The following is a 21,758-nucleotide window of genomic DNA, read 5'->3' on the forward strand; positions in this document are numbered from 1 at the left end:
CAGGACATCTGGCATTAACAGGCCTGGCGTTCGCCCGAAGTCCTGGCTTAAGGCTTCCAGACTAATGACGGGATCAGCGCCTCCAGGCTCGCCGAATCCACAGGCGATGCAAGAAAAGTTATCTTTATTTCACCGGTGAGGTGCGCCACATTAAATCGGTGATTACCGTCTGCAATATCGATTTTTTTAACACCATTTATTTCAACGATCCGTAACACGGGCGGAGTCAGCGCGTCTCCGTCTTTCCAGTGATTGATGACGTCTTCAATCTTATCATCAATGGCCCCCTCCCTGAGTTCCTCGACACAGTCGATTTTTCTGGCATAGATCAGATGCGCATGTATTTCAGCGGTTAATGCGCTCCCCAGGCGTAGCTTCCCGACCGGAGCTGCCCACTCAGGGGGATCACCGTCAAATGCCCAGTCCCTTCCATCCGGGTCTTTACTCCACGTAACCCGGAGTGGAGGCCATTTACTGACCGGTTCGTCAAGATACATCCCGCACGTTCCTGTTCACTGTTGTTTTATTGCCAGCGAGCATAGCCGCAAGCACTGTCATTCTTCAATGACTTCCGGGACTGCCAGAATCCGGATCTGTTACCTGAAAATGATGATGCGATGGTATTCTTCGTATTACACATTTTATATGCATGTATCATACGATATGTATTCATTGTGAGCGGCGCGAATACGTTTCCGGCCTACGAGAAGGGAAGTTAGAACAAAGCATGATGAGAAGTGAAGTATCAATACGAAAAGTTATTTAGTAATGAATAGGCTGAGATGGTTTTTATTAAACGGCGGAGGTGATGGTGAGTGATGTTTTTTATCGTTCAACACTGAAAGTTAGTTGTGTATTTCTGGGGTATTATCGATATAAAGATGTTTTTCAAATATTGGAGAGTGATAAATCAGGCCCTACCCCTGATCATAAATATGTTGATATTGAATTCAATGATAAATATATGATGAATAAAGAATGGGAGTTTAAAAACGTATTCGGACAGGCTTATGGTCACCTTGATTTACTTCAGGAGTTAATTGCACTTCTACATATTTGCACTAATCAATCTTGTGAATTGGATACTGACGGTATGGGGGCGAAGCCTTTGCCACAGAAAATAATCCAGGGTTTTACACCGGTTGAAAAAGAACCACACTCTTCCCCTATGGAAAAAAGTGATACTCGAATCCTTGAAAGAATGAATCCAGGCTTAGCGTTTATCGAAATTCAGAGTCAATCAGAACTGTTGCTTGATAATTACTTTAGATTAGATGATTTATCGCGGTCAAGAATAAACTCTTCGTTATTTCTTCAAAATAAAATGAGACAGATTATCTTAATTTCGGCTAGCATGGGGGTTGTTGGTTACATATCTTCAATTGAGAATTTGGTAGACTTTGAAGGTGAAAGAAATGGGTTTGAATCTAAGAAGTGTGAGTCATGCAAACAACCTGTTTATTCAATAACTCGTCGTTTTAATGATTTTATGAATAAATACTCTGAAGAAAATTTTAAGGTTCAGAATGATGTAAAGGGTGTTTATCGTACCCAACAGGAATTTGATGGGCTTTCATTCAAAAAACTCATCGGAGAATTCTATAAAAAACGGAGTAGCATTACTCATGCTGGAGATATTCTTCGGATAGACAAAATGCTGTCCTCATTTTCAATGAAGGATGTCAGGTTTTTTAATGAAGTCGAAACTCATGCTCGCATTGCATTATTTAGTTATATTCTAAATTTTGATTTCAAGATAGATGGTTAGAATAATCCCATAGTTTTCTTTACTCTGAAGTTTCTATTTGATTGTTTTGTTTGTTATCCATATATCCACGGACAAATAAGCCAGTGAGTCTGCGCCCACCAAAGGCGCGGACGAACGGAAGCGGTCGGCGAGTGTCGAGCCGACTTTGTCGGTGGGTATGTGGGTAACTATTTGACGATCCCGAATCGCATTGTTAATATCCTTTTCGCTGTACCATCGTCCACTCGGACGATCACCAATGATCCGTCAGCCTGTGAGGATCGCCTTAGGGTGGCTGTGAACACTTCTGTAGCCTGCAAGGAAGAACACGCTCAGTTGCGTGTGGTAAATCTGCCAGCCTTTGGAAGCAGATATCACCAGGTAGTTTAAACGCCGTTGCGAGCGTGGTGATGAAGGTCCGTTTATCCACTCAAATACTGACTCGTCTTAGCGAGCTCAGCCCGATAGCTTCAGCAACAATTTGATGTTGTTCGAAGTTTTCTGTTTTACGCACGATTCAAGATACGAATACGTCTAGAGCACCGTCCGACCTTTGCACGCACGTATAAGGCCATTTGGTACATTTGGCCGCTTACGGGAGTCGCAATGGAAGGTCAAAGCTGCGCGGCGTCACTTGTGCATGAGCAACGCGAATACCAAGTGACGCGCGAGCGCGTAATACGGTCAGAGCTTACGCACTGCCCGATAGACGATTCTTCTACCATCTGACCAACACGTAGTAACGGTTTTTAGTACGTATAAAGACGTTTTACTAACCGTTTAATGGTCGTTCATTTAACAAACAGTCCGAATGTATGAAAAACATCATCATGAAGACATTTCTATTAGATAGAGGAGGTAATCAGCACGACATCGATGGCGACGCCAGCAACAACTGGCGTGTGGAGGTAGACTGACGAAAGTCAGCCCGGCGTAAGCCGCGAATGGGTAACACCCAGGGTGCCTTGCAACAATTCAACATTTCGCCCCCGATGCACAGATGTCTGCTGAGACGCAGGATGCGCAAAATCAAACCGTGTCGTCGGGGATGAAGTACCTATTTTTGCTCTCTTTTAGAAGGGTGCCGGTGAGTTACGTATTCCGTTCACACTGACGGAATACGTAACTCACTTCATTAGAACTGGAGGGCTATATGGCTAAGTTAAACAAGAATCTTGTGACGTTAGCGCGGGACGGTGGCGGTAGTTTTAAAACACTTAATGACCGTATGAAAATAGCCGATCGTTTTGCGGAAAGGTTAAAGCGCTTGAATGTGCAGATTAGGGATGCAAAGAATATTAAGCCTCGTCATATTGAAATGTATATCAGAAGTCGTCAGGAAGAGAAAATTTCAATCAGGACGTTGCAAAATGAAATGTCAGCAATACGATCCATTCTGCGTGCAGCCGGTAAGACCATTATGGCTAACCCAGAAAACGAAAAACTGAGTAATCAGGCATTGGGTATTTCTGGCGCGAGTCGTGACGGTTCAAAAGTCGCTATTCCAGATAATGTATATCAAGGGATTTTAGAAAAGGTGAGTGCTGCAGATAAAGGTGCAGCAGCTGCAATGGAATTATCCCGCCTTCTTGGTTTACGGACTGAAGAAACTATTCAATCAGTTAAGTCTCTTAAAACATGGCAAAAGGCATTACAAAATGGTAATGAGAAAGTCCGGATCGTTTACGGCACGAAAGGGGGGAGGCCAAGAGATACGACAATTATTGAAAGGGACACGTTAATCAATGCAGTGAATAATGCAATACATATTACGAGCGAAAATAACGGGCGGTTGATTAATCGTCCTGCGTTGCATTTGGCAATTGAACAGTATCGTAATATCGTTAGGGAAGCGGGGCTTGTCGGAAAATATGCACCTCATAGCCTTAGATATGCTTATACCCAAGATGCAACAAAGCTACATCTTAAAAATGGATTTAGTAAAGAAGAGGCTGATGCATTAGTTTCCATGGATTTGGGGCACGGGGATGGTCGTGGTCGTTATGTTGCCCGCGTTTATAATAAAGTTGATCCCTCTCAGTGAGAGAATTTCAAGAAGGATTTTTGGCAGTTTCATTGTAAATCGTCAAGGCTGCCAATCTTCCTTGTTCTGTTAACGCATAGGACAATTTTAATTGTTCGTCTCTATACTGTTCAACAAAACCATTTTTATGTAGAGTATGACAGGACGTTCTTAAATGATTTTGATATAATGTCACGCTACGGTTTCTACTTATCATAGAGAATAAGGCTGTAGCTGTTACAAAGTGTTGATGGCCTTTTTTCTGCTCAATTGCATACAGCAGAAACAAGACATCACGTTGATTTCTTGAAATACGCATACTCCCTCCTCTTATTCGTATCAGATACGATTAAATATTCTTCCTGCAAACAGTTCAATGCTTTATTCGTATCAGATACGAATAATTTAATGACTCAGGAATAGTTGAGAATATATTGAATTCAATTCCATCTTTGAGTATGTTGAACGGGCTAACCTGTCGTCTCTGACGACCACTAATGATCCGGTGACTCGTGAGGATCGCCTTCGGGTAGTCACAAAAGAACACTTCTGTAGCCTGCAAGGAAGAACACGCTCAGTTGCGTGTGGTAAATCTGCCAGCCTTTGGAAGCAGATATCACCAGGTAGTTTAAACGCCGTTGCGAGCGTGGTGATGAAGGTCCGATTTTACTAACCATCAATCAATCCCTCCGGGAAGCTACTTCCCGATAGCAGGGGGTGGTTTTCCAAATATTTTATTTTGGAGCAACCACAATGAACTCTTCTACTGCATATCGTGATGGATACTGGGCAGGTCAGTTGTTGCTTTCACTGAAGAAAAAAGTGAAAACGCGACAACATATTTATAAGACCTACAGTTTCCTTCAGCTGTTACTCATTTGTGGAAGTGCTGTCATCGTCTTCTGTTTTTTTTATTTGAGCAGACTCGGCGGTTTTCAGCATAAGCCTCAACAAGATGAACCGATGGATACTTCTGTTGAACCTGTTACGGTTTCGACAGAACAGGCATATCCGGAAGACTCTTTCTAACACCGACTTTAAGCCAGCAATCCAACGGGAAAAACATCTTCCCGTCTGGGTCGATGTTCTCCCGTTTCATCAGGAGAACATCATGCAAATGGTCTTACGTCGTACGAGTAATTTTACTGAGCGTCTCTCTGCGTTGCTGAAGAAAAACACACAGCGCAACGATGCATTTATTGGTGAGTGGATACCGAATCGCTCCAGGCATATGCACTTCCGGGCACGGGTTTCTCAAAGTGATTCCGGATGGAGTTATCAGGTGGAAAGCCGCACCGGCTGGTTGGGCTCAAAGTCTTACCAATTCGACTCCCATACTTGTTCCGATAACACATTTCCACAGCGTCACGAGGCAATCAAGGCTGCGCAATTGCTGGCAAAACAGTTAGCAACGCTGCGTTACCGCTTCCAGTGACTTAGAACGTACCCACATGGGGATTTATCCCCAGTGGAGATAAATCCCTTTTCGTTTTGAACCGAAAAAAGGACTTATCGATGTACGATTTCAACACGAAACCTTTCGTCTCACGCCTGGCGATTCTGCGACGCGATGATGAATTTTTACAATGTTCCACAATAGACCTCATCAGGGTTGTCTCTGATATTGAGTCTGTATTGATGGAAGCGACTGCGCTGATACGTCTTGAGTCCGAACTGATGACAGCTGCTTCGTTCATGCGTATCAGAATTGATGACATGATTGAGTGGGACGATTTAGCGTGTATGACTCCTGACGAAAAAAGTATCGCGTGGGTTGCACGGCAGGCCGGTGAAATTATCAACCTGGAACTGCTACCGCGCACTTTTTTTAACAAATACTTCGCAGATATTCTTGAGCTCGGCCTTTCTGTTAATGCTGCCCTGTGGCAGCACTATTTTAATAAAGGCCTGAAGGATGCTGCCCGTGTTCATGAGAGCCCTAATGCGAGCATTTGGCTCATTGATTACTATCTTTACGCGCTCAGTGTAGATGTCGAACGCAACTGGTATGAAGGCCGGACGTTCTACTGACCGACAGCCATATCGTGACTTAACCCATACGGGGATTTATCTCCTGTGGGGGATAAATCTCTTTTGAATTGAAAAGGAATTTATCCATTATGAACACTTTACTTAATCGTCTTGCTCGTAATCGTCATTCTGTCGTTGACCTACTGTGTGTGATTTCTGACATAGAAGGAAAATTGATGGAGATTGGTGCATTCGAGGCACTTCGGATCAACTGTTCTCCTGATGAGGATGGTTTTACAGACAATGACCATCAGATTTTCGGAATCGCAGAATGTCTTGGCGAAACCGTTGGGCTGAATTTTATCCCTGATAATTACAGTCATTATTTGAATGATGTGATTTCACTGGGAAACAAAGTCGGCCAGGAGTTTTGGGACAAAGCCTTTCAGAATGGTGTCCAGGAGGGTAAGCATACTTGCTGGGAATTCTCTTCTTGCTTGGATGGCGACGGTGATTTCGATGGCTACATTAAGTGGCTCGGTCGGATCCATTGAATACGGAGTTTGATGCATTTTTTTGTTACCTAACCCATATGGGGATTTTTCCCCGGTGGGGGATAAATCCCTTTTCAAATTGAAAAAAGGATTTATCCATTATGAATATTTTACTTAATCATCTTTATCGTAATCGCCATTCTGTCGTTGAGTTGCTTTGTGTGATTTCTGCAATAGAAGGCAAATTGATGGAGATGGGTACATTCAAGCAGTCTGATATCAACAGTGTTCCTGATCATAGTGGCACCATAGGCCATGATTATCTGATTTTCGAAATCGCAGAGTGTCTGGGCCAGGCCTTTGAGTTGGGCTTTATTCCCGAAAATTACAGGCATTATTTTGATGATGTGATTTTGCAGGGAAAGAAAGCTGGCAGGGGATTCTGGGACACCTATTTTCACTATGGTGTCACCGACGTTAAGTATACTCGTTCGGCTTTTTCTGATGAGGCTGCGCACATTAAGTACCTTAGTGAGTCAAAAGTTATAAGACTCATTCTGAGTGACCAGTGTGTACGGCTCGCTCCCAACACTGCATGCAAGCCTTTGCTTGAAGGTTGTTTGATGCACTGACAGTCTGTTTTACGTTAATTATCGACTTACGATAATTTTAACTTTCCCCCAGTGGCAATGCTTTCCGCCACCAGGGGGAAAGCATTCGCCCGTAAAAGGTCTTTTATGCGCGAATTAATCCCCCCCGGTACTACTGCTTATACCGAGCGTGAGGCACGTGTCATCAATATGGCATTGGCGCTTCTTGAACGAAGAGTTCGAAAACGGGAGGCAATGACGTCTCCTGAAGACGTCAAAGCATACCTGCGTCTCAAGCTGGAACATCTGGAACGAGAGGCTTTTGTCGCTATGTTCCTGAATAACCAAAATCGATTAATTGCCTGTGAATTCCTTTTCGCCAGAACAATTAACAGTGTGGAGGTTCATCCAGGTGAGGTTGCCCGGCAAGCGATTCGATTGAATGCGGCTGCGGTCATCTTTGCCCATAACCACCCGTCGGGGAATGCTGAACCCAGCAATGCCGATCGGAAAATCACTGAAAAACTGGTTAACGCACTGTCTCTGATTGAAATTCGTGTACTGGATCATGTCGTAGTTGGCCACGGCGAAATAGTGTCGTTTGCCGAGCGCGGCTGGTTATAACCACATAATACCCCACGGGGAGAGCCTTCTCCCGCTACGGGATGACTCTCCCTTTTTTTTATCACCAAAAAGGAGAGTTCATGTCTCACATTGATATCACTCAAGAAGTTCCAAATCAGAATGCTTCGTTTACACCAGAGCAGGAAGACGCAGTGTGTCAGTTGATTCGCCGGGAATGTTTTCGGCGCGATCGCAATGCACTGCTGAAGCTGCTTGGTTATCTCACGTTGCTGAAAGTCGCCGGTTCTCTGGTGCTTTTAGCTGTTGTCCTCGCACTTCGCGGATTAACGCATTGAAAGGAGGGATTATGCCAATGGCCTTACACATTCTGATTGTTCTGTTTACAGGACTGTGGTTTATCGTGCGCTGGACGAGCAAATTGTCCGCTCGCGCGCTTGTCTGGCTTTATCAGACATGGCGTCAGCGTTCTGAGCCTATGGAATCGTCGACTCATCGAACTGATCATCGAATAATTTATACCGGAAAATGGTTGCTCGCCGATGATCATCAATGTAGTGGGCGTGCAGTCGTACTGAAGCACCGCCACAATTATAAACCTGGTGTGGAGTTGCAATATTTCGGTGAAGAGACTCCGCAGGCGTTTTATGGCGAACGTTATATGGATAGCGAAGACGAGGCGGTTGATACCGCATTGGCCATGCACCAGAGGTTATTACGTAATGTGCGCCAACGACCTAAACCTGAAAGGATGCCCGCTGTCGTGACGATTTCGTCAGCTGCTCAGAATGATGAAGCAGCATGATTGGGTGGCCGCAATCATCTCCGGCCGTTGCCATTGATGACAGCGCCTGGGAAAGACTCGTCGCGTTTACGCCCGAGCCGGCATGCGAGACTGAACGGCTATATCGTCTGATTCGTCATGCATTAAAAGCACTGGCTGCGAGCACTCGCTCAGAAATAACAACCGGCTATTTTTGTTTATCCGGTGACGGAAATGAATCGGCATCGCTGTGGCAGCAGTTTTATCTGCGTTATGAGAATGATGTTATTCATATCAGCCTGACCGACTAACACAGCATCTTACTAACCCTGACGGGGACACCCGCAGGGGTGGACCCGTCTTTTTTTTTTCGGAGTCCACCATGAGTTTACTGACCACTAATGAACACCAGGAATCGGCCCTGGCCACGCAAGGCGCAATGAAGTCGCTGACTCGCGAGCCTGGCACCATCGAACGTACCCGTAACCGTTTCTATGACTGGTTACAGGCTGAGTTCGATCGGCACTATCACACGTTGAGAGACGGCGGTTACCGGCGTTTTCTTGAGCAGCGCCACCCGGAAGAACTGGAGCGTTATGACGCGGCCTGTGATGCGTTAAGGCGCGAAGAGTTCAGCCGTTTTGCCGAGCTTCAGACGCTGGGGCTGTTTTTACATACGCAGGTCGCTGAGAAAGAAGCCCAGTTCCGCCGGCGGCGTAACCAGTTTCTGATGGCCATGTCGGCGACAGGGATAATCACATCTGCTGTTGTCTGGGCCTATCTGCATCATGAGCAGTTTGTGCAGTTGTGCCAGCAAACCGTTATTGCGGGTCATGCGATTCTGCAACTGTTCACCACTGTACTCTGATTTTTGATTTTTCCTGAGGGAACCATCCCTCAGGGGATGGTCCCGATTTTTGATGGAGACCAGAATGAAAACTTTCACATTACAGGATGCCGGTGATATTTGCCGGCTGTTAACAGAACGTCTGATGCAGAGTGTCAACGCGGGTAAAACGCCGTGGAGACAGAGTGTTATTCGCCAGGGGATACCGGAACACGCATTAAGCGGACAACGGTTCACCGGCATTAACGCTTTATTGCTCTGGCAATCGGCGTTGCAAAACGGCCTGGTATCAAATCGTTGGCTGACGGGTGATGATTTACGCTCTCTGGGCGGAAGAATCACTCCGGGGCAGCGACCGACCACCGTCGTCCGCTACAAACCGTCACTTTCACTGTTTCGGGTTATCAACGTTGAACAGTGCGAGGGATTATCCGACATGTTGCAACCCGGCTGGCCGTGGCCACCGTCTCCCGTACCTGGAATGGAGCGGGTAGGGCAGTGGCAGTTTGCATCCGGGGTTCCTGTTCTGTTCAATGCACAACGTCCGGCGGTTTACCTGCCCGAAAGCGATCGCATTGAATTACCTGATAGTGAGCAGGGTAATCTAGATAGTCTTATAGCGTTGCTCGTCAGTGCTACTGGACATCCCACTCGACTGGGGCGCCGTTGTTTCACGGGGAATGATGTTCCGGAACTGGATGAATACCTGCAAGAGAGTCTTGTTGCTGATGTGGGACGTGCATTTCTTGCCGCACTGGCAGGGATACATCTTGCTGGTCCGTCGATGTGGAATGGTGAGTTGGGTTCAGACCCGTGGATACTGTTTAAATCTGCTTCTGAAGCAGGCAAGGCGGTTGATTGGCTGGAAAAACAGCGGTTGGCCACATTGCCGTTTGATGATGTTCAGCATTGGCAGAGACAGGCAGAACATCTGTTAACTACTCACTATGGCCAGCAGTTGGATGATACGACGTTAGTGTGTGACAGCGTAGTGCATCAGCACTTGCGTTACAACATTTCACCGGGTAATGCGGTAAATGCGCTGGCCCGTATCTACGAATGGCCTCGGTGTGATATGCCGACGGCATTGTTCACACTAGAGTTGAATAGCGTTGCTGATGCATTGGCGCGTTTCTCACTGAATCCCGGAAGCCTGGCTGTTCATCGTGTCGCCAGCGACATCGATGATAGCGACGTTGTTCTGGAGGCTCCGGAGCTTGGCACGTTGTTGCTACCGCCACCGTCTGCCGAATCAATCGATGAGGTTGCAGCTAACGATGAGGAAGAAGGAGGTGACCCGGATGATCCGGGAAATCTCGCCGCGCTCCCCTGGGTCAGAAACCAGGGACGTCCCAATCCGCATCGGGCAACGTTTATCCGCCAGTTTCACGAAATTGCACCGTATGAGAACCGTTGGACGGTCTTCAGCGATTTTATTCACATGTCGGCAGCGGCGTTACATAACAGGTGCCATTTTGTGCAGGAAATCGAAGATGACTACATGCGGCGAATAAAACGTTACAAGGCAGTTGATCAGCGTCGTTTCCCTGCACTTTTCAACACGCTGGTCGAAGGCATGGAATTCAGTCCTTCGGATTTTCTTGGATCTGTATTCATGGAGCTCGAGCTTGGCGATCGACGCCGGGGGCAGTATTTCACCCCTTACTCTATTGGTTACATGATGGCGAAAATGCAACTGGCTGATGGTTTGCCTGCACTTACCAGCGGGGAACGGGATTTCATTACTGTCTCAGACCCTGCATGCGGAGCCGGTGGGCTGATTGTCGCGATGGCGCAAGCCATGCTTGAAGCGGGCTTCAATCCACAGAAACAGATGGCTGCTGTCTGCGTCGATATCGATCCTGTCGCGGCGATGATGGCGTATGTACAACTGGCTTTATGTGGCATACCTGCGATTGTGATTGTCGGGAACAGCCTGAGTATGGAGCTCCGTCAGACCTGGCGTACGCCTTTCTGGATGATGTTTGGCTGGGAACGTAAGTGGGCTCATGAGCAGGAGCGGCAAACGCAACAGAACGTCGCTTGATATAACAATTTAACCCCAACCGGGCGTTTCCCCTGGAAGGGGAAGCGCCCTTACTTTATTTGTAAGGAGCATCATGCTGACAGAGCAGTTTATTCAACAGACATACCTGAAACACATGAACCTCTTCCTGCATCAGGATGAGTGGCAGGCGGATATCAGTAACGATCTGCAGGACTACATGAATACGGATATCGTGTTTCATAGCCAGCGATTGTTACCTGTTATGCAGTTTATGCTCGATAACATTCCAGGCAATCGTCAGTTACGTGCGCGTTGCCAACTGAGTGAGCGCATTCTGACCCTGTGGATTTTGGGGCTGGATGCGCTGGCCACAGCCAGTGGTAATACACGGCTATTACCGAGGACGTCTCCGGAGAGCAGTGGTCGGGTTGATTGTCTGTTACCTGGTGAGCCGTCTGCCTTGCTGGATTTGTCTGACGACGATTTTATCCGACTGACGGCTCAAGGCGATCGACATACTGATGATGTCATCCTCCGTTCGCAGCTGGCGCAAACGATGCAGCACTGGTCACGATTTGAATCCTGGCTGAGTCGCACGTTGGCGCAGACGGGAGAGCATTGCGTGGCGCAGTTGGCTGCATTGCAACGGCGTTGTGATATTGATGAACGGGTTGTCCGACGTTTTGATACGGACTTTGGGTTTATCACGGTGAATCTGGGAACGGTTAATCCAGAGAGCATGAGTACGGCAGATCCTGTTGAGTTCGTCAAACGGGTTTGCCGCCGCGAGATACACCTCGTTGCGTTGGAGAGCCGGATTCACTATCACAATGGTGCCATCATTGGTTGTTTTTCCGTTCAGAAAGAAGTTGTGAATGTGGACCGGCTGACAGTAGCAGACTACGGTGATGTTGTGCAGCAGGCGATAGCCTGGTTGCGTGACGAACGTCGACGTCTGCAACGTGATGACTACTCACCGGCGCCAGCGTTACGTCTGGTTGCTTGACTGATTACTTAACTTTACCCGGCAGGGGGAACGCCCTGCCGGGCCTCCTGCCATCACTATTTTGACAGGAGTACACGATGTGCATTATTCATGAATATATTCAGCAGGCGTATCAGCGGACATTAGGCTATGCGCCGGATTATGACGACATATGCTGGCAGTTGGATGAGAACGCTGGCCATACTTACGTTAATACGCAAACGTTGTTTGAAAACGAGCAACTGACGGCCGTGATGGAAACCATGCTGGAACGCCTTGATACAGACGATGCTAAGCGTGAGCGCAGCAGGAAAGTTCTGACGTTGTGGATAAACGCTACGAACTGGCAGGCTAATGGTAACGGGGTAGATCATGGATATTTGTATCTTCCCCGGGTTCACCCGCAAATCAGTGGTCGAACCGACCAGTTGCTGCGCGCTGACATCATGCCTCTCTACGAACTGGATGAAGCGACGTTTCGTGAAGCCTCTGGACAAAGCGACAGTTTGCCGGATGAGTACGTGACTCTGGCGCAATTTCGGCAGAGTGAACGCTATTGGTTCCGCTTCATGGATCACCTGGAGCGATCGTTGCGTGATGTTTCTCATCAGTGTGCAGAAACGCTGACGCAGTTTGTCAGCAACTGTAATTTCGAGGAAAAACAGATACGGCGTTGGCGTGGCAGCGCTGGTGAAATACGTTTGTACATGTCTCAGCAGTCTATTGATGACATCGATATCATGGAGTTTGAGGATGATTTTCTGACCCAGCATGTCGATGCTATAGCCGCGGGAATTTATGTACCAGTGACTTTCCGCGCAGATGTTCATTATCGCAATGGTGCTGTAATGAAGAGTTTTACGGGGGATACGGAGGTCAATGATCCTACACGCCCGAATGCATCGGATTATTATGATGTTATGGTCGATGCAATTGAGTGGATTAGGGAAGAGTCAGAACATGTGGTATCGCGGTTAAATACCTCCAGTCAACCAGTGGCTGTGGTTCACCAGTTGGCGGCTTAAAAAATAGAAAGCCCTACAGGAATAATGCCAGTCAGTTAAGCTACTGACTGGCTATTTTTCTGGGTATATGTAGGGATAACAATCTGGAAACGAAGAACATTCACGGATTATTACACAGTTACTGGAGCGTGCAACTGAGCAGCTCCGTCCCCAAATGAGCGGTTATATCTGTTTTTCTATCCTTACGGCAATTTTCGGCCTCGATGCAGATGGACAGTCGATATAAATTCTAACCAGAAAGCTGCCGCCCTATTGCGAATCGCTGGTACTCAGCGTGAGCTCAATCGTCGCGGGGCTGCCTATGTTCGGGTGTATGTACCCAGCGAGAGCCTCTGATCAAGTCTGCGAAGGAAGAGCCTAGCAGTCACAAGATTTATTTGCATACGGAAAGTTGCATCCTCCTCCTCCGATAGACCTGGATGGCCGCCATGCGGATGCATCCTATTCATCAGGCCTTGTACATATTGCTGCTTCTGATTGTTAGGGTTCCACTCGTTGTAATCGGTGAAAAAGAAGGGCGGTTGTACACCAGAACCGAGAAAATCTCTCTTGTCCTTACTTCCGAGCTTTAGGTCACAACCGAGCAGGTCAGCGATTTCGTTGAGGTAGTTTTCAAAGAAATTTCTAAGTGCTCCATTTGCCGCGGACCATTCACCTCGCTGAAAGGTCGACATCGCCTGCGAAAGATGACCTTTGGCAACCTGAAATCCGTGCTTGTCTAATAACATAACAACTTCACTTTCAGCCTCCCTAATATTTAACTCAGGAATATCAGCCGGTAGCATTCGGATGAGTTGAGCAGATATACCAGCATTCTGGTTGTTCCAGGAAAAACCCAGCTTGGCTTCACCTGGCTCGACTACATCAAAACCGTCTAGTCGAAGTCCCGCTTTAAGTTTTGCCCAAGATGCGAAGTCCTTTGCACGGGATGAAAACTTTAACGCAGTTTCTACGAGTGCTCGACGCAGGGTGACGACACCGTTCTCGGTATAGACCTCAATTTCGTCGTTGATAGCGGCTTTTGATAAATTCACTACTCTAGCTGATTTGCTCGCCCCACCTCCACGGTCCGATATCCCCCACTGCATTTCAAGAACGTCGATGTCACTATGCGAGTTGGTGTCGGAGATTACCTCCGCGGCAGCAACGATTGTCATCCGGTTGAATTCGCTCATAGCTCCTCACGCTCAGCTTTATACTGCCACCTAATCTTGGGTACCCTAGAATTTCGGGAACCTACCTCATAACAGCCTTCACATCACCAATATCAATCATCGAAAGCTGCCGATGAACCGAAAATTAGTCACAGCGCGACTGCTTTGTCCCACGCTCGTAACATTACCTCTGCGAAGTTGTTGTCTCGCACAGCTCTTCGCAAGTCATCGCCCGCGAGCGGTACGATCAACAGTTCTTCGCGGCTCCCTCGAAGCATTTCCTTCGTCACCGTTTCTGTGAAGCCATTCCATGAAATTAGAAAACCAAGAGTTGTTCTTTGACTACGGTTTTCCAATTTGGCGCGGAATACGACGAACTCGTTTTTGCCACACTTTCCTGACCAATTTTTACATTCGGCTAGAATAATAGCGCCTTCACGCCTAAGTCGTGGCTCGTCACTGCCATTCACGATCGAGATGTCGATCTCTTCTGTCTCTGTCAAAATTCGCTGGGTAACTGTCATACCAGGCACTGTCTCGAACAACTGGCTGCATAACTCCTCAAGTGATCGACCTTTATCTTGAGCGGTCGAAGCATTTTCGACAGCCTTTACAAGGGCGTCCAAACTATCACTCCCCCATCCTGAGAGACGTGCTGCGATTTCAGCGATGCGCTTACCTACCTCATCAGCGGCACCTTCTGCGGCCTCTTCTATTTGATCCGCAATTGTGCGCACGGCGGTATAAGCTGCTCCGAGGTTGGTGTCCAATATCGATACTTCAAAACGTAAAGCGACATAAGCGCCATCATCATCTTGGTAAGTGACTTCGACATCACCACTCGATTTTTGGCGAGCCTCAACAGCCCTGCGAACAAGATCTAGATATTGCTCAAGTCCAAGAGGAGAATACCAATATTTCCGCGACCAAGTATGATCGACTTCTCCGACCAGCTTTCCTGCTCGCCGATAGATAGTTCCGTTCCAGGCGAGCTTATGCATATTTCCCTCAACAGTCCCGACTTGGAAACCACAACCATCGGGAATATCGGTTAAATCGAGTTTTGAAAGCACCGAGGCAGGCAACATAACCGGCTCTTCTTCGTCTGTAAAACGCAGTATGTTTTGTGCTTCTAATACATTCATTGTTCGCAGTTCTCTGGATTTTCGGTAATGTATCTCCTTATTGTCACACTCCAAATTACCATCGGCAAACAGTAAATCTACAAGTAGTTATGATTGGCATCGGGGGTTTCGGCTGAAAGATAAAGAGGGAGTTAGCATCACTGAGTTCAACGAAGCTAAATGTTCGGCTCGTGCTTTATTCCATCATGCCAGCGTTCCACTATGGAGTCTGGAAAGAATCATTTTCAAAAGTATCCCGAGTAAGAATTAACATAAATTCTTTGTATTGTTCGTTACAAGTTTGTGGTAACTACATCAATTAGAGCTTACTCAGAGGTTGTCGAAGGCGATTTCATTTAAAATGAATGTTGGCAGCACAGGATGGGTCTGGTAAAGGGATACTAAATATGAGCGTGAAATTTAACTTTAATCAATTGCATGCGATCTATTCATCGGCATGGGTAAGGCATGAACCTACAATCGCTTTTGAGCTTGCGATTGGTCGTGGACATTTTGTTTTTATGGTGTTCTTCTCTCAGGAAGATAAAAAATCATCTGGAGAGCATCTTTTCGTCTTTTTGAGAAACATGAATACGTTGTTAACGCTAAAACTCTACGGTAGTCGGCGACAGGGTGACTTCACCGTGTATTTTAATGCTGAACAAGAGCGAGTTATGACGGATGAGCTTCAATTAACTCCCGGAAAGGGAGATTTCAGTTTTTCGCATCTTTTAGATGAATTAAATAAAAGTATTCCGCAGCAATTGGCTGAGCAAAAGAAAATTGAAACACTAAGGACTGTTTGGCCACAAGTACATAACAAGATCAGTGATATTGTTGATGATGCTAAAAAAACGATTTTGGTAGGTGTGAAAAAACTGCCAGAGGATCAACGTCCGCGGGAAAAAACTTTGCGAAAGCTATATTTACATACAAATGGGAGTGCTAAGGATATACAGACGTTTATTAATCAACTTAAAGAAAATAACTATACGCTGATGTGGACGGATGACCCGAGAAAAGTCTCAAAATCGTTTATTGACTTGATGCTGAAGATTAAGTGAATTTTATGAATGGCCGTGATTTCACGGCTTTTTTTTACTTTAAGAGGATAAATGCAGTGATGTGGTCAGCCTGATTCTTTACCGCGTTTTCTATTGTTTTTTTCAAAATGCTAATTTCTTTCCGGGTTAAGTCGTTATCTTTTGTTGATGTGAGTTCGATTATTTTGGATGATTCGTTCATGCTAATGCTAAGTAATGCCGTTCCATTCAACGTTGCATCGTTACTATAACCATCAAGGTGTAGTGCATTAGGAATAGTACTTATTAACTGAAAGAGTTTTATCGCCTGTGTAGATATAATAGTGGTTTTTTCCGCATCAGTGATGATATCTAACGTCGTTTTATCATCATCACTATAGCGATATGGAATGAATGTGGTTGATGAAGGGATTTTTGCATTAGCCAATATGTTGGCTATTTCTTCTGTCATCTTTTTTTACCTTATTTTTTATAAATAGAGTAATTTTTATATCGCGCATGGTGATAAAAAACATGCGAAAACCCTTTTCCCGAATCTAAAAATTTCCAACGTGAAGAATTGGTTTTTAATGGCGGGACTATATACTTTCACGCACTGTACCAGCATGATTTTTCACCATAGGGTACAGGCATGGCTTACTCGGATACGCCAGAGCAATTCGCTGTTATCAACTGGAAAGGGCGACATCTGGTCGTTAACGCGTTTGCTGGAACGGGTAAAACGACAACGCTGGTTCGCTACGCTCAAGCCAATCCTGACCGTAGAATGCTTTATCTCGCCTATAACAGAGCCGTCCGTGATGAAGCTGAACGTAAATTTCCCTTCAACGTCGAATGTAAGACCTCTCATCAACTGGCCTGGATGAAATTTGGTAAGCATCTAAAGCCGAGATTAACACCCAATTTGCGCATTACCGACATTGGCCGGAAGCTAAATACCCGCCACTGGCCGCTGGTCAGAATGGCGTTGACTGCGCTGAACCATTTCCTGTGTAGCGCTTCCCCAGTACTCAGTTATGAGCATCTTCCGGATGAGAACGATCGCGAAGGATTGGATGCTAGCAAGATATTGGGGGCGGCTCAGTTTCTGTGGAATGAGATGAGTCGCATCGATTCGACGTTTCCTGTCACGCATGATACCTATCTGAAATTGTTCCAGTTGTCAGCGCCCGATTTGTCAAAACGTTGGGACACGATCCTGTTTGATGAAGCTCAGGATGCCAATCCTGTCATCAGTTCGCTGGTACTCACTCAGAGCTGTAATGTCGTCCTGGTTGGCGATCGCCATCAGCAAATTTACCGTTTCCGTGGAGCCGATAACGCGCTGAATGCGCCAGCACTTGAAGGTGCCGACCGTTTGTGGCTGACGCAGAGTTTTCGATTTGGCCCGGCGGTTGCCGAAATGGCGAATGTATTGCTGGCGCGTCAGGAGGAAACACACCCAGTGATTGGTAATGGCGGTAATGACGATGTGGTTGATCGGCTGCCTGCGGACGTTTCGCGTTATACGGTGCTCAGCCGTACGGTTGCCGGTGTTATCGGTGCGGCGCTTTACGAGAGCATGAAAGAGAAGCTCGTGTATTGGGTAGGGGGTATTGAAGGCTATAAAACGGAAGAACTGGAAGATTTGTACTGGTTTTCAGTCGATATGCCAGAACGGATGCGTACACCACGTCTTAGCCGTGAATACCGGGATTTTGAAGAGTATAAATCGATCGCCAAGGCAACCAGCGACGTCGAAATGAATCAGGCGATCGGTTTACTTGATAAATATTTCCCGCTCCCGCAAAAATTACAGGTCTTACGCCGTCAGGCGACGACGAATGAAAAAGATGCTGATGTTGTGGTATCGACTGCGCACCGTAGTAAAGGGCTCGAATGGGATACGGTGATTCTAAACGACGACTTCTCAGATATTACCGACCCGTTGTTATCTGAAGCCGCCAGGACGGATGAAACTAATTTGCTGTATGTGGCGACAACCCGGGCCCGGAAACTTTTGGTGCGAAATGAACTGCTGAAGCTGCTCTGTGAGAAGGAAGAGCCTGACAATATGCCATTTATCGACAACACTTTTTTTCCTAAAGAACAATGAAATGCTGAATAATTTTTACTGACTCGAACTTAATTTGGCACGCATGTTACTTGTGGGTCAACTAGGTCTGGCAGTCAGCTCAGTGCCAAAAGCGGAAGTTGCCAACATTGTGCTCTGTGTCAATCGAAGTTGAACTAGTTAGAACGTTTCGGTATTTCCGACATGCAGTGTCGCCGCGCTGATCTAGCACTACCGCTACCGCACAGACTGTCCGCTTGGCATGGCTGATTGGTGGCGCGGCAAGTTCAATAACTATCATCTGCCCGAAGTGCCTTACCGCACACTCCATTCATATTATCCGTGGCGATTCACATCCAGCGAGAGGGTGTTCCTCTTTACCGAACCCAGCAGCCTTTTATTTAGTGAGTAAAGTGACTGGGTTCGGTGAGGGGGTTATTTATTCGAGGTGCGTCTTGTTTTAAGCTTTTCACGCCAGTCTTTCAACTTGCTTATATCGTCCTTAAGTTCATTATACTCCGGTATAAAAGCAGGCATCTCTGTCGACTGGCTGTGCTCATAACAACTGTATTTAGTCATGAGGCCCTCAATCAATTTACAGTCTTCTGTCGATATATCCTGAACAAATGGAAGCCTTCCTTCAGTCTGAATTCCTCTTCGATGACGTATAACGACCCCGTTAAACAAGTCCTCTTCGACAGAACGTTCAATGAGTTTACGAAAATCACTGCAAACACCCTGAGACAACCCGCGGTACGCCATAGCGCCATGCTCTTTTCCAGCCTCGTAGGCTGTGTCCAGCCTGGTCAGCAGTATGTTATTAGCTGTTTTAGTGTTTGCATTCCAGACTTCCTGATCGGCAGGATGGCCAGCAGCACCATCAAATGATTCAATGCATATCGATTTATGGTGCAGTTTTTTCCACGGTTCCCCCTCCTTTTTTGCCAAATCTTCAATTACGCCGTACAGGGAAAGCCTGTGAGTTAATATAATCACCTGACGCGATTTAGCGAGTTCAACGAGGCGTTTAGCAACGTGCCACTCAAATTCGTGATCCAGCGATGAAATAGGGTCATCAAAAATGAATGGGGCAGAGCCAGGCCTGTCGCTGACATCTGCTAAAAATGCGGCTAGTGAGATCACCCGGCGTTCTCCCTCACTCAGGACATTGTGCAGTTTATCCCGTTGCGCCCCTTTTAGCTGGAGCTGATGCAGAACCTTCGCATTTTCCGTTCTTATTTTCACAAGCTCGACCTGCAAGCTAGGGGCACCAAGAACATTCAGCTCGCTGTTGAATCTAGCGGCATAGGCCTCGGTGACGACTTTCTGGGTAATTTCAGCAGATTTAGTCGACAAGGCTCGGGAACCGGCAAGTGATATCCATGCATCAAATTCACTAATTTTTCTTAACCGCTCAATTTCAGCCTTGATAGCCGCGGCCTGACTGGATAACCACCTGCGAGCTTCAGCTTCGTTTTTATCCTGCAAAGCTTTGGCACGATCAAATCCTGCCGCGTCTTTCTGAAACTGCTCTGCTTCTCCCTGAAGCCTGTCGCGGTACACACATAATTTCGTGATAGCATCGGTCAAATCAGCCAAGGGAACTGCATTCTGAGAGGCTTCATGCTCAGTGAGTGCCCGGTAGCTGATGGAGGCGGCATTCCAGATTCCGGTGAGGTATTGATTCCATTCTTCCTGAATTGCAGCTCCGGCACAGAGAGTTGCAATTTCAACTGCAGTGGGGGGAATGTTGAGCCCGCTGAGAGCCTGAGCATAAAGACGCTCAGCTGAGGCTGCATCGACCTCAAGACGGGATTGCACGAAAGCTTCGAGTTCGTTCAGACGCTGCCGAGCTTCTGCTGACAATTCTTGATGGCATAAGATACAGCGTGCTTCGTCTGTTACCGGAAATGCCTTATCCGGATATGGTTGCTGGGAGTACTCGCGTGCGGCTTCCCACATAGCTCGCCATACAGGCGAGCCTATGCCCTCCAATAAGCCATTTTTAACCCGTTCGCTGTCAAGCGCAACAGCGCGCTTGCTGATGGCATCAACGCGTAATGCCCGGATTCCGTCAATAGCTGCTTGGCTGAATGCCTGTGCAGTCTGCTCAAGTTTAGAGATGATCTGAATTACGGATGTTTTAACTGCAAGCTTGTTTCGCGCACTCTCGGCAGGATCCTGAACGCTCAGACGCTCATTCAAGGCACTTAGTACCTGTTCATCCGCCTCAGACCAGCTCGTCATCGCCGCGATATTTTCCACAGTTGCTGTACTCAGTGCACGATAAATGGCGGCACTACGACAATGCTGATAAACAGCGGGCAGTCCGGGAAGTTTGCTGACAAGCTGGGACTGCTCACTACTGAGTTTATCGCGCACCTGCTTCAGGTACTGAGCAAGCTGTTCAAAAAGCCCCACCACTCCGGGTATATACGTTGCGGCGCTCTCCTGGGTGAGGTAGTGCTGAGCTTCATCCGTATCAAAGATGTCGATTCCCTTGAGGACATCGATTGCAGCGCTGTCAGGTGACCAGTCCGCTTCATCGGCAATTCCATTTGCCACCCATTTAATGTGGCAGCTTCGCTCGGGTGGTAATGGATGAAAGACATTAGACTTAAGCTGAGCAGCTCTGGGCTTCCCAGATATGCGTTTGAGTACGCGAGTGTAGCTGGATTTACCGGAGCCGTTATGGCCGTATATGACTGTCAGGTTCCCTGTACCGAAGTCGAGCGGTAAACGGGGAGCGAGGTTCTCAATCCCCTTTACTGCTTCGATCCGGCTTATCCTGAGTGTTCCAGCCCCCTGATCTGCAGACGCCAGACCTGGGAATGTCCGGTGTACCGTTTTTTTCTGTCCCTGGGGCGTTTTGAGTAAGGCGACAACCTGCTGAAGATCATCGGCTGTCAGGCCGCCCTGCTGAATGAGTCGTTCCGCGAGCTCCTGAAACCAGTCCTGTTGCTTTAACAGCCACGCTATGATATCTGGCTTAACGTCCATTGCTACTACCCTCCTCCATTCCGGATAATCAGGGAAGCGTAACGGCATGCGTCTCCCTGCACATTGACGCTGCGTTAAGCAGCGTTAAGATTAATCTGATAGTGCATCAACCTCTTAAAATGAGCAATGTTTACTCAACTCAAAAAATTGTCAGTATCGGAACCGTCGTCCCAGCAAAGCGTTCAGGCTTCAATAGATCATAAAAATGAGTCTTGATGGATCTCTGAGAATAAACACGGGAGAGCGTGCGTGTAGAGTATTTTAAAACATGTATCACAACACGCGGACAGGATAAAAGGTGCTGAAAGGTGTAAATCATTTCCCTTCAGTGGAAGCCTAGGAACGATTA

General features: G+C 47.0%; 23 protein-coding genes. 17 read left to right on the top strand and 6 right to left on the bottom strand.

Annotated features, from left to right (window positions below):
* Positions 1-47: 47 nt before the first annotated feature.
* On the bottom strand, positions 48-497 hold the full coding sequence (locus EIP93_RS03085) for a hypothetical protein (protein WP_044208290.1): 450 nt from the start codon (positions 495-497) through the stop codon (positions 48-50).
* Positions 498-808: 311 nt separating this feature from the next.
* On the opposite strand from EIP93_RS03085, the gene EIP93_RS03090 reads away from it, so the two are divergent.
* Positions 809-1,768, top strand: coding sequence for a hypothetical protein (locus tag EIP93_RS03090; RefSeq protein WP_044208287.1), 960 nt, complete (start codon positions 809-811; stop codon positions 1,766-1,768).
* A 1,132-nt stretch (positions 1,769-2,900) separates the two neighbouring features.
* On the top strand, positions 2,901-3,791 hold the full coding sequence (locus tag EIP93_RS03095) for an integrase domain-containing protein (RefSeq protein ID WP_044208283.1): 891 nt from the start codon (positions 2,901-2,903) through the stop codon (positions 3,789-3,791).
* A 7-nt stretch (positions 3,792-3,798) separates the two neighbouring features.
* Here the strand turns inward: EIP93_RS03095 and EIP93_RS03100 are convergent, their stop codons facing one another.
* Positions 3,799-4,089: a hypothetical protein gene (locus EIP93_RS03100; protein WP_072014140.1), complete on the bottom strand. Its 291-nt coding sequence runs from the start codon at positions 4,087-4,089 to the stop codon at positions 3,799-3,801.
* Positions 4,090-4,523: 434 nt separating this feature from the next.
* Between EIP93_RS03100 and EIP93_RS03105 the strand changes: the two genes are divergently transcribed.
* The 13 genes from EIP93_RS03105 to EIP93_RS03165 all read left to right on the top strand — a co-directional run bounded on the left by EIP93_RS03105 (position 4,524) and on the right by EIP93_RS03165 (position 13,035).
* Positions 4,524-4,799: a hypothetical protein gene (locus EIP93_RS03105; protein WP_044206456.1), complete on the top strand. Its 276-nt coding sequence runs from the start codon at positions 4,524-4,526 to the stop codon at positions 4,797-4,799.
* Positions 4,800-4,881: 82 nt separating this feature from the next.
* Positions 4,882-5,205: a hypothetical protein gene (locus tag EIP93_RS03110; RefSeq protein WP_125232263.1), complete on the top strand. Its 324-nt coding sequence runs from the start codon at positions 4,882-4,884 to the stop codon at positions 5,203-5,205.
* An 80-nt stretch (positions 5,206-5,285) separates the two neighbouring features.
* Positions 5,286-5,801, top strand: coding sequence for a hypothetical protein (locus EIP93_RS03115; protein ID WP_116166365.1), 516 nt, complete (start codon positions 5,286-5,288; stop codon positions 5,799-5,801).
* Positions 5,802-5,890: 89 nt separating this feature from the next.
* The gene (locus tag EIP93_RS03120; protein ID WP_044206446.1) at positions 5,891-6,295 is read left to right on the top strand and encodes a hypothetical protein; all 405 of its coding nucleotides are present in this window, start codon (positions 5,891-5,893) and stop codon (positions 6,293-6,295) included.
* A 101-nt stretch (positions 6,296-6,396) separates the two neighbouring features.
* Positions 6,397-6,867 carry a hypothetical protein gene (locus EIP93_RS03125; protein WP_044206443.1) on the top strand — a complete coding sequence of 157 codons (471 nt, stop codon included), beginning with the start codon at positions 6,397-6,399 and terminating at the stop codon, positions 6,865-6,867.
* A 105-nt stretch (positions 6,868-6,972) separates the two neighbouring features.
* Entirely contained in the window at positions 6,973-7,449 is a 477-nt protein-coding gene (gene radC, locus EIP93_RS03130; protein ID WP_044206440.1) for a RadC family protein, read from the top strand.
* A gap of 80 nt (positions 7,450-7,529) precedes the next feature.
* Positions 7,530-7,745: a hypothetical protein gene (locus EIP93_RS03135; RefSeq protein ID WP_044206437.1), complete on the top strand. Its 216-nt coding sequence runs from the start codon at positions 7,530-7,532 to the stop codon at positions 7,743-7,745.
* A gap of 11 nt (positions 7,746-7,756) precedes the next feature.
* On the top strand, positions 7,757-8,212 hold the full coding sequence (locus tag EIP93_RS03140) for a hypothetical protein (protein WP_052510475.1): 456 nt from the start codon (positions 7,757-7,759) through the stop codon (positions 8,210-8,212).
* Positions 8,209-8,481 carry a hypothetical protein gene (locus tag EIP93_RS03145; RefSeq protein WP_044206434.1) on the top strand — a complete coding sequence of 91 codons (273 nt, stop codon included), beginning with the start codon at positions 8,209-8,211 and terminating at the stop codon, positions 8,479-8,481. The genes EIP93_RS03140 and EIP93_RS03145 overlap by 4 nt, the downstream gene beginning before the upstream one ends.
* Before the next feature lie 71 nt (positions 8,482-8,552).
* The gene (locus EIP93_RS03150; protein WP_012822451.1) at positions 8,553-9,038 is read left to right on the top strand and encodes a hypothetical protein; all 486 of its coding nucleotides are present in this window, start codon (positions 8,553-8,555) and stop codon (positions 9,036-9,038) included.
* Between the two features lie 64 nt (positions 9,039-9,102).
* Positions 9,103-11,064 (top strand): ArdC-like ssDNA-binding domain-containing protein, encoded by a 1,962-nt coding sequence (locus tag EIP93_RS03155; RefSeq protein ID WP_044206427.1) that lies wholly within the window; start codon positions 9,103-9,105, stop codon positions 11,062-11,064.
* A gap of 73 nt (positions 11,065-11,137) precedes the next feature.
* A complete protein-coding gene (locus tag EIP93_RS03160; RefSeq protein ID WP_044206425.1) occupies positions 11,138-12,031 on the top strand; it encodes a hypothetical protein in 894 nt (297 codons plus the stop codon).
* A gap of 77 nt (positions 12,032-12,108) precedes the next feature.
* Positions 12,109-13,035: a hypothetical protein gene (locus EIP93_RS03165; protein ID WP_044206423.1), complete on the top strand. Its 927-nt coding sequence runs from the start codon at positions 12,109-12,111 to the stop codon at positions 13,033-13,035.
* 299 nt (positions 13,036-13,334) lie between these two features.
* Here EIP93_RS03165 and EIP93_RS03170 read toward each other — a convergent pair whose 3' ends face one another.
* Positions 13,335-14,210, bottom strand: coding sequence for a hypothetical protein (locus EIP93_RS03170; protein ID WP_044206421.1), 876 nt, complete (start codon positions 14,208-14,210; stop codon positions 13,335-13,337).
* 128 nt (positions 14,211-14,338) lie between these two features.
* A complete protein-coding gene (locus tag EIP93_RS03175) occupies positions 14,339-15,334 on the bottom strand; it encodes a restriction endonuclease (RefSeq protein WP_052510474.1) in 996 nt (331 codons plus the stop codon).
* Positions 15,335-15,720: 386 nt separating this feature from the next.
* On the opposite strand from EIP93_RS03175, the gene EIP93_RS03180 reads away from it, so the two are divergent.
* Entirely contained in the window at positions 15,721-16,377 is a 657-nt protein-coding gene (locus EIP93_RS03180; RefSeq protein ID WP_044206474.1) for a hypothetical protein, read from the top strand.
* Between the two features lie 34 nt (positions 16,378-16,411).
* Here EIP93_RS03180 and EIP93_RS03185 read toward each other — a convergent pair whose 3' ends face one another.
* Positions 16,412-16,807: a hypothetical protein gene (locus EIP93_RS03185; protein ID WP_044206418.1), complete on the bottom strand. Its 396-nt coding sequence runs from the start codon at positions 16,805-16,807 to the stop codon at positions 16,412-16,414.
* A gap of 180 nt (positions 16,808-16,987) precedes the next feature.
* Here EIP93_RS03185 and EIP93_RS03190 point away from each other — a divergent pair, with 180 nt between their 5' ends.
* Positions 16,988-18,451, top strand: coding sequence for a UvrD-helicase domain-containing protein (locus EIP93_RS03190; protein WP_044206415.1), 1,464 nt, complete (start codon positions 16,988-16,990; stop codon positions 18,449-18,451).
* A 393-nt stretch (positions 18,452-18,844) separates the two neighbouring features.
* On the opposite strand, the gene EIP93_RS03195 is transcribed toward EIP93_RS03190, so the two are convergent.
* Complete coding sequence (locus EIP93_RS03195) at positions 18,845-21,457, bottom strand: AAA family ATPase (protein ID WP_235814442.1); 2,613 nt, start codon at positions 21,455-21,457, stop codon at positions 18,845-18,847.
* Positions 21,458-21,758: the final 301 nt, after the last annotated feature.

The sequence above is a fragment of the Pectobacterium versatile genome (assembly GCF_003932035.1).
Lineage (GTDB): Bacteria > Pseudomonadota > Gammaproteobacteria > Enterobacterales > Enterobacteriaceae > Pectobacterium > Pectobacterium versatile.